Source organism: Rheinheimera sp., from assembly GCF_030824435.1.
Classification (GTDB): Bacteria; Pseudomonadota; Gammaproteobacteria; order Enterobacterales; family Alteromonadaceae; genus Pararheinheimera.
In genome coordinates this window covers 1-4,898 of record NZ_JAVBXS010000062.1, presented here as the reverse complement: position 1 = coordinate 4,898, position 4,898 = coordinate 1, and the positions used below count along the sequence as shown (strand labels likewise).

6 protein-coding genes and 1 other RNA gene are annotated in these 4,898 nt (G+C 47.2%); 4 read left to right on the top strand and 3 right to left on the bottom strand.

The window, feature by feature from the left end; translation table 11 throughout:
• The 3 genes from RCH83_RS12635 to RCH83_RS12625 form a co-directional block, all read right to left on the bottom strand.
• On the bottom strand, positions 1–482 hold a 482-nt coding region (locus tag RCH83_RS12635; RefSeq protein WP_373689770.1), incomplete at its 3' end, for an FAD-dependent monooxygenase.
• 123 nt (positions 483–605) lie between these two features.
• Positions 606–1,940, bottom strand: coding sequence for a Xaa-Pro aminopeptidase (gene pepP / locus RCH83_RS12630; RefSeq protein WP_306522622.1), 1,335 nt, complete (start codon positions 1,938–1,940; stop codon positions 606–608).
• 31 nt (positions 1,941–1,971) lie between these two features.
• Positions 1,972–2,553 carry a UPF0149 family protein gene (locus RCH83_RS12625; protein WP_306522620.1) on the bottom strand — a complete coding sequence of 194 codons (582 nt, stop codon included), beginning with the start codon at positions 2,551–2,553 and terminating at the stop codon, positions 1,972–1,974.
• A 121-nt stretch (positions 2,554–2,674) separates the two neighbouring features.
• On the opposite strand from RCH83_RS12625, the gene RCH83_RS12620 reads away from it, so the two are divergent.
• The 4 genes from RCH83_RS12620 to RCH83_RS12605 form a co-directional block, all read left to right on the top strand.
• Entirely contained in the window at positions 2,675–2,938 is a 264-nt protein-coding gene (locus tag RCH83_RS12620) for a cell division protein ZapA (protein WP_306522618.1), read from the top strand.
• A gap of 36 nt (positions 2,939–2,974) precedes the next feature.
• Positions 2,975–3,158, top strand: a non-coding RNA gene (gene ssrS / locus RCH83_RS12615) — 6S RNA.
• A gap of 194 nt (positions 3,159–3,352) precedes the next feature.
• Positions 3,353–4,036, top strand: a complete 684-nt coding sequence (locus RCH83_RS12610; RefSeq protein ID WP_306522616.1) for a 5-formyltetrahydrofolate cyclo-ligase — start codon at positions 3,353–3,355, stop codon at positions 4,034–4,036.
• An 87-nt stretch (positions 4,037–4,123) separates the two neighbouring features.
• The coding region (locus RCH83_RS12605; protein WP_306522614.1) for a hemolysin family protein at positions 4,124–4,898 on the top strand (775 nt) is incomplete at its 3' end.

The window sequence follows — 4,898 nt, the reverse complement described above, 5'->3', positions numbered from 1 at the left end:
TTGCGGCCACTTTGCAGTTCGAGCTGGTAGTGCTCGGCTGTGGGCTTAAGCGCGGTAATTTGATCCGGCCTGAACCAGCTTAAGTTACCTTTGTTGGCAAACTGGCTGAGTTTTTTATATAAAACAGCGCCAATCCATTCAATTTCAATCACTTGCCCCAGGCTTTGCCGGTTAAATTCAGCGGCCGACAAATACACTTTGCCAAAATGGCCTTTATCCGACACCTGAATATGTTCAATAGCACAAGCATGCTCTGCCAGTTCCTGCCACAAGCCCCAGGCCGACAACAACTCAATACTGCCGGCGGCAAGCGCTATGCTGCGGCTGTCAAAACTGAGTTTGGGTGCGGCTTCTGTTTCAGCAGCTTGTTGTTCAACAATAGCAACTGTCAGCGCCGGATTTTGTGAAAGCAAAGCATAAGCCAGCATGGCGCCTGTCATACCACCACCGGCAATCACCAGATCAAAAGTATCAGTCTGCAACTGAATTCCTTGTGTAACTGTTGGTTTGTGCACCAGACACAAACAGGGTTTGATTCTTACTCTTAACCTGGCTTTACTCTTAACCCGATTGGATTTAACCCGATTGAATTGAGCAGCCAGGTTTTATACAGAACCAGCCATTAAAGCTTCAATAGCGGCAATTTCTTTTGGCACATCATCGGTCAGATTCAGATGACCTTCTTTGATCACCAACAAATCATCTTCAATCCGTACCGCCAGGCCCCACCATTTTTTGTCGCAGTCCGAGCCTGTCGGGATATAAAGACCTGGCTCTATCGTCAGCACCATACCTGGTTCAAAGGGCCGCTCCACATCATTCACTTTGTAAGCGCCAACGTCATGCACATCAAGCCCAAGCCAATGACCAAGGCCATGAATAAAATACTTTTTACAGGCTTGTTCTTTAATAAGCGTATCAAGTTCACCCTGCAAAATACCAAGCTCCAGCAGGCCTTTGGTGAGCTCTGCAATAGCGGCAGCCACAGTGTCTTTGGTGCTGTTGCCAGGTTTGACTGCAGCGCAGGCAGCGTATTGGGCGTTAAGCACCACCTGATAAAGCGCGGCTTGTTCGGCGCTGAATTTACCATTAACCGGAAAAGTGCGGGTAATGTCGGCCGAATAACCGGCCAGCTCACAACCGGCGTCAATCAGCACTAAATCGCCGTCTTTAAGCTGTGCGTTATTGTCGGTGTAATGCAAAATACAGCCGTTTTCGCCGCCGCCCACTATGGTGTTGTAGCCAGCATCCCTTGCACCTTGCATGGCAAAATGAAAACGGATAATGGCTTCTAACTGATATTCCCACATATCGGCTTTACATTGTTGCATAGCGTTACAATGCGCTTGTGCACTGATTTTGCAGGCTTTTTGCATCATGCTGATTTCGGCTTCGTCTTTAAATAACCGAAGTTCGGCAATAATAGGCCGTAAATCAAATTGTTGCGTTGGCGCCTGATAACCCTTTTTTGGGTATTTGCGCAAAGTCGCCAGAGTGCTGCTCACCAGCGCATCAAATTCAGCATAAGTGCCCTGGCTATACACCAGCGTAGTTTTTTGATTTAGCGCATTTTGTACTTCAAGCGGCAGATTTTCATGGCTGATAGCGGGTAAACCAAAGGTTTCAGCTGCGAGCGCAGCGCCATAACGGCGGCCTTGCCATATTTCTGCCAGCTCGTCTTTTGGCCGGCACAGCAGCAGCTCTGTCATTTCGCCTGCCGCTGATTTTTGCATAATTAACAAAGCATCGGGCTCAGGAAAACCGGTCAGATAGTTAAAATCGCTGTCCTGACGAAAGGCAAATTCGGTATCGCGGCTTCGGGTAATTTCAGCAGCTGCGCTTACCAGCAACACTGAATTATTCGGCAGCTGCGCCATCAGACGGGCGCGGCGGCTGGCAAAAACAGCGGGAGCCACAGTTGGAACCAGAGTGGATGCCATAAAACTCAATCTCCTGACAACAGCAATTTAATTAATGCAGGGTTTTGGCAGCGACTTCGCTGATGGTAAATTTTTGACCTACTTCGTTAAAGCAGGTCAACACCAACAAACGCATATGCTCCAGCACCAGGAAATAAGACTCTTCATTTTCCGCTTCGCTGGCATCGTCTTCGGTATAAATATCAATACGGGTGACTTCTGTCAGCTGATCAATAGCCTCACGTACATCGGGGGAAACCAACGACAAATCAGTTTGTTGAATGGCAAAACCTACTAAAAAAGCCTGAGCCCATTCAATCATGGCTTCCAGCCGTTCGGGCATAGCATCGTCGTCGCTGGGCAATAATAACTGCAGGCTGTAATCTTCTTCGGCCAGCTGACGGGCTGTTTCGGCAATTAATTGTTCAATTAAGCCTTTTAAATGTGCATTCAGCGCTTGCCCGTCGTTTAAGAAGTCGTACAGAACTGGTAAAATCGTGCCCGCATCCGCCGGAATACCGGCACTGAGCATACCGGCAATCAATCCCTGTAACTCGGCAGCTGACGCCATCACCGAATGTTGATCAAGTTGACTGGTCCAGTGATCGTAGTTAAGCAGCAGTTGAGAAGTCATATTAATCCGGTATTCACAATGATAATTGACACTATGCTATCACCGCCGCCAGGCAGCGCCAAGTCAGAGCCTGTCGGCCGCCTTCAGATAGTCAGCGCCCAAGATGGAAAGATAGGTTGATATGTATCCAAAAAAACCAACAGCAGAAACCGGCAACAGCAAGCCTAAACCAAAACAATTAACAGTCTCTGTGCTCGGTCGTCATATGAAAATTGCCTGCCCGGCCGGTCAGGAAGAAAAATTACAAAATGCCATGCTGGAGCTGGAAGAACGTGTCAGCAAAACCAAATATCAGCCTGGTGTACACGGCGCCGAAGACGTGCTGCTGATGATTGCATTAAATTTGTGCAACGAGTTGCTGGAACTGAAAAAGAACGCAGATTAGGGCTTACGGCGCGGTTTGCAGCTGATATACTGTTTGAGTTCTCTGGGTTGTTTGTGTTCAGACTGATGTCCCCGAGCCGATACTTGTTTTAACATAGGAATTCTTTTCCAGCACTATTGTGCAAGCCCGGCCCGTACCGGGAAGCCTGCGGTGCTGATCTGACTTCCGCCTTGAACCTATGGTTCGAGGCTAACGTTTGACACGGCAATTCGGAGAACACTTCCTTTCTTTTAATACCCCTTTATTCAACTTAAATAAGCCGCTGAAATATTAAACAATATCATTTGTAGTTATTTGATTGGTTCTAAATTTCCTCTTTGTATCAGCGCTCTAACAATAAGGGCAACAGAATTTGTACTCTATTGTGCTTCTGTGCAAAACTCGCTGCAGTTCAATTTTTTGATGTAATTTGTGATGACAGATTTAACACCACTTGCCGATATCAACAGCCAACGTCAGGCTATCCGCCAGCAAGTGCGTAAACTTCGAAAAGCCTTAAGCCCAGAGCAGCAGCAACAAGCCGCCCAACAGCTTTCAGAGCAGCTGTTACAACTGCCACAAATCGTTGATGCCACTCATATTGCCTTGTATTTAAGCAACGACGCTGAACTGGATACCACACCGCTGATCCAGGCGTTATGGCAAGCTGGCAAACAAATTTATCTGCCCATTTTGCACCCTTTTGTACCAGGTTATCTTATTTTTCAGTCTTATCAGCAAGATACACCAATGAAACTCAACCAGTTTCAGATACCAGAGCCAGTGCTTAATTGTGCACAGCTGATACCTGTCGCAAAGCTTGATGTAATTTGCACCCCGCTGGTGGCTTTTGATAACAAAGGCAATCGCCTTGGCATGGGCGGTGGTTTTTATGACAGAACTTTAAGTCAGCTCGAAGCCAGCAGCGCCAATAAAACCGTATTTAACCAGGCAAATACCACTCAGGCTGGGCTTACACAGGCGAAACCTTTGCAAAAAAAGCCACTGTTAATAGGCCTGGCGCATCAGTGTCAGCAAGTTGTGCAACTACCCATTGCAGCCTGGGATATTCCACTGTCGCTTATAGTCACGCCCGGCGAAATTTTCCGGCAAAGTTGAAACAGTTGTTTGAATAACCAAGACAAAGACTGGTGCTGAAGCAACTTTTTGTTATACTCGCCGCTTCGCAGCAACATTACGGTTTGTATGGAAATCCTGATCCTCGTTAGTTTAATTCTGTTAAACGGCATTTTTGCCATGTCCGAAATTGCGATAGTTACAGCGCGCAAATCAAGGCTGACAGCCCTTGCCCATAACGGCAAATCCTCAGCAGCCATAGCGCTGAAGCTGGCCGAAGACCCAACCCAGTTTTTATCTACAGTGCAGATTGGTATCACGTCAATTGGTATCTTAAACGGTATCTTTGGTGAAGCTATTCTGGCCGGCCCTTTTGCTATCTGGTTGCAGGGTATGGGTATGCCGGCGGCTTTTAGCAGCATTTTTGCCACCGTTTTGGTGGTTATTGTGGTGACTTACGTCTCGATAGTTGTTGGTGAACTGGTACCAAAACGTATTGGCCAAATCAGCGCCGAAACTATCGCCTGTGTGATGGCTAAACCTATGTTATTGCTGGCGCTTCTCACCAAACCTTTTGTCTGGTTATTGTCGGGCTCTACCCATGCCTTAATGCGCTTATTTGGTTTTTCGCAAAACCAGGAATCCAACGTCACCCATGAAGATATTCATGCCATGTTGCAGGAAGGCTCCAGCTCAGGTGTGATAGAACACAACGAACATACCATGGTGAAAAACGTGTTTCGCCTGGATGAGCGCAGCATTTCGTCTTTAATGGTGCCACGTTCTGACATTGTATTTCTCGACGTTGAACATTCAATTGAAGAAAACTTAAAGCTGCTGACCCAATCACCCCACTCGCGTTTTCCGGTGTGTCGTGGTCATGCCGATGATTTAATTGGCGTTG

Coding starts and splice junctions, on each gene's coding strand:
- pepP (WP_306522622.1), bottom strand. CDS start 1,940: ATGGCATCCACTCTGGTTCCAACTGTGGCTCCCGCTGTTTTTGCCAGC.
- RCH83_RS12625 (WP_306522620.1), bottom strand. CDS start 2,553: ATGACTTCTCAACTGCTGCTTAACTACGATCACTGGACCAGTCAACTT.
- RCH83_RS12620 (WP_306522618.1), top strand. CDS start 2,675: ATGTATCCAAAAAAACCAACAGCAGAAACCGGCAACAGCAAGCCTAAA.
- RCH83_RS12610 (WP_306522616.1), top strand. CDS start 3,353: ATGACAGATTTAACACCACTTGCCGATATCAACAGCCAACGTCAGGCT.